The following is a 2,445-nucleotide window of genomic DNA, read 5'->3' on the forward strand; positions in this document are numbered from 1 at the left end:
GTAACCGTCCGGTAATCCCATCTTGAGCCTGGCGCTGTCGCCGTCAGGATAGTGTCCACTTATTTTTTAGTGGACACTTAACATGAACGAATTAAGCGTAACCAAGCCCTACCAACGCCGTCGCCGGTTTTCCCGGGAATTCAAAGCCCAAATTGTTGCCCAATGTCTGGAGCCCGGTGCCTCCGTTTCCCGAATCTCACTGGATAACGGTCTCAACGCCAACATGGTCCGGCGCTGGATAAGTGAAGCGCAGCGAGCGGATAAAACATCAGCAACACCGGGATTTGTTCCGGTTAATTTGCCTGCGGCACCCTCTGCACCGAGCAACCAATCAGTCTCAGACAAGCGTAGCACCATCCGTATCGAGATTCCCCGCGCCGGCGGTGCGGTTGTGGTGGAGTGGCCTGCGGAGCAGGCCCATCAATGTGCTGCTTTGCTCCGGGACCTGTTGGGATGATCCGCATCGACGAGATCTGGCTGGCCACCGAACCGCTGGATATGCGGGCGGGGCCGGACAAGGCCTTGGCCCGGGTGATTCAGGTCTTTGGCTCAGCCAGGCCGCATTGCGCCTATCTGTTCGCCAACAAACGGGGCAACCGGATGAAGGCGCTGATCCACGATGGTCTGGGTATCTGGCTGTGTGCCCGCCGGCTGAACCGGGGCAAATTCCACTGGGGCGAAACCTGGCGCGGTGACCAGCTGCGCCTGACTGAGGAACAGCTATCAGCGCTGGTTCAGGGCCTGCCCTGGCAACGTCTTGGGGCCGATGGCGTTATCTCCATTCTGTAACCACAAGCTGAGTGATATCGCCATAGCCAAAACTGCGAATCGCTTGCAGCACAAGGGCTTGGCATACTAGACGGCATGACTCAGCGCCCCGACATCAACCAACTCTCTGCCGATCAGCTCCGTGCCCTGGCGACGGAACTGATGGACTCTCTGGACGCCAAGGATCAAGTCTTGGGCCGGAAGGAGCGGGCGTTGGTGCGCAGCAACGCCATCATCGAGAAGCTGACCCACGAAGTCGCCATCCTCAAGCGTCACAAGTACGCCCGTCGCAGTGAACAACTCGATGCGGTTCAGGGGAAACTGCTGGACGAACTGATCGACAGCGACCTGGCCGCCATCGAAGCCGAGCTGGACCAGGCGATGACCGAGGAAGAGAAGGCCTCTCGGCCCAAGCAGCAACCCAAACGTACCCCACTACCGCCAGAACTGCCCCGTACCCTGATCCACCACGAACCTGAGAACACCCAATGCCGTTGCGGCTGCCAACTCAAGCGTATTGGCGAGGACATCAGCGAGAAGCTGGATTACGTCCCGGGCGAGTTCACGGTGGAGCGCCACATCCGGGGCAAGTGGGCCTGCGACAAGTGCGAGACCTTGATCCAGGCACCGGTACCACCGCAAGTGATCGACAAGGGCATCCCCACTGCCGGCCTGCTGGCTCAGGTGCTGGTGGCCAAGTACGCGGACCATCTGCCACTGTACCGTCAGGAGCGCATCTTCGGTCGCGCCGGCCTGGAAATCCCTCGCTCCACTCTGGCCGAATGGGTCGGTGCCTGCGGTGTGCAGTTGCAACCCCTGGCGGATGCATTGCGAAACACCTTGCTGGAACACGACGTTCTGCATGCCGATGAAACCCCGGTCAGCATGCTGGCCCCGGGCAAGAAGAAAACCCACAAGGCCTACGTCTGGGCCTACTGCACCACGCCGTTCTCGGACCTGAAAGCCACTGTTTATGACTTCGCCCCAAGCCGGGCGGGTGAACATGCCCGCACCTTCCTGGGTGACTGGCAGGGCAAGCTGGTCTGTGACGATTACGCCGGCTACAAGGCCGGGTTCGGCAACGGCATTACCGAAATCGGCTGCATGGCCCACGCCCGGCGCAAGTTCTACGATCTGCACGAGGCCAACAAGAGTGAACTGGCGGCCAAGGCTCTGGAAACCATCGGCGGCCTTTACGACATCGAGCGGGAAACCAAAGACCTGCCACCGGATAAGCGCCGGGAGATCCGACAAACCAAAGCCAAACCACTTGCCGATACGCTGCATCAATGGATGCTGGTGCATCGCCAGAAAGTGCCGGATGGCTCCGGCACGGCCAAAGCGTTGGATTACAGTCTCAAACGGTGGGAAGCGCTGACGCGCTACCTGGACGATGGTGCTGTGCCCATCGACAACAACTGGGTGGAAAACCAGATCCGGCCCTGGGCGCTGGGCCGTTCCAACTGGCTGTTCGCGGGATCACTGCGCAGTGGCCAGCGTGCTGCGGCGGTGATGACACTGATCCAGTCAGCCAAGCTGAACGGGCATGATCCCTATGCCTACCTGAAGGATGTGCTGACTCGTCTGCCGACGCAGAAGAACAACGCCATCGACGAGCTATTGCCCCACAACTGGAAGCCGGCTATACCTGACAAGGTGTGATTGCCGGACGCTTAC

The 2,445-nt window shown here is 60.1% G+C and carries 3 protein-coding genes; all 3 read left to right on the forward strand.

Going from position 1 to position 2,445, the window contains the following annotated elements; genetic code table 11:
- The first annotated feature begins 82 nt into the window (after positions 1-82).
- The 3 genes from tnpA to tnpC all read left to right on the forward strand — a co-directional run bounded on the left by tnpA (position 83) and on the right by tnpC (position 2,430).
- Entirely contained in the window at positions 83-457 is a 375-nt protein-coding gene (tnpA, locus tag NLU14_RS21245; RefSeq protein WP_275710380.1) for an IS66-like element accessory protein TnpA, read from the forward strand.
- Positions 454-789: an IS66 family insertion sequence element accessory protein TnpB gene (gene tnpB, locus NLU14_RS21250; protein WP_275710382.1), complete on the forward strand. Its 336-nt coding sequence runs from the start codon at positions 454-456 to the stop codon at positions 787-789. Before tnpA ends, tnpB begins: the two co-directional genes overlap by 4 nt.
- Positions 790-864: 75 nt before the next feature.
- Positions 865-2,430: an IS66 family transposase gene (gene tnpC / locus NLU14_RS21255; RefSeq protein ID WP_275710384.1), complete on the forward strand. Its 1,566-nt coding sequence runs from the start codon at positions 865-867 to the stop codon at positions 2,428-2,430.
- The last annotated feature ends 15 nt before the right edge of the window (positions 2,431-2,445 follow it).

Source organism: Marinobacter iranensis (assembly GCF_029207565.1).
GTDB classification, from domain to species: Bacteria; Pseudomonadota; Gammaproteobacteria; order Pseudomonadales; family Oleiphilaceae; genus Marinobacter; species Marinobacter iranensis.

Coding starts and splice junctions, on each gene's coding strand:
- tnpA (WP_275710380.1), top strand. CDS start 83: ATGAACGAATTAAGCGTAACCAAGCCCTACCAACGCCGTCGCCGGTTT.
- tnpC (WP_275710384.1), top strand. CDS start 865: ATGACTCAGCGCCCCGACATCAACCAACTCTCTGCCGATCAGCTCCGT.
- tnpB (WP_275710382.1), top strand. CDS start 454: ATGATCCGCATCGACGAGATCTGGCTGGCCACCGAACCGCTGGATATG.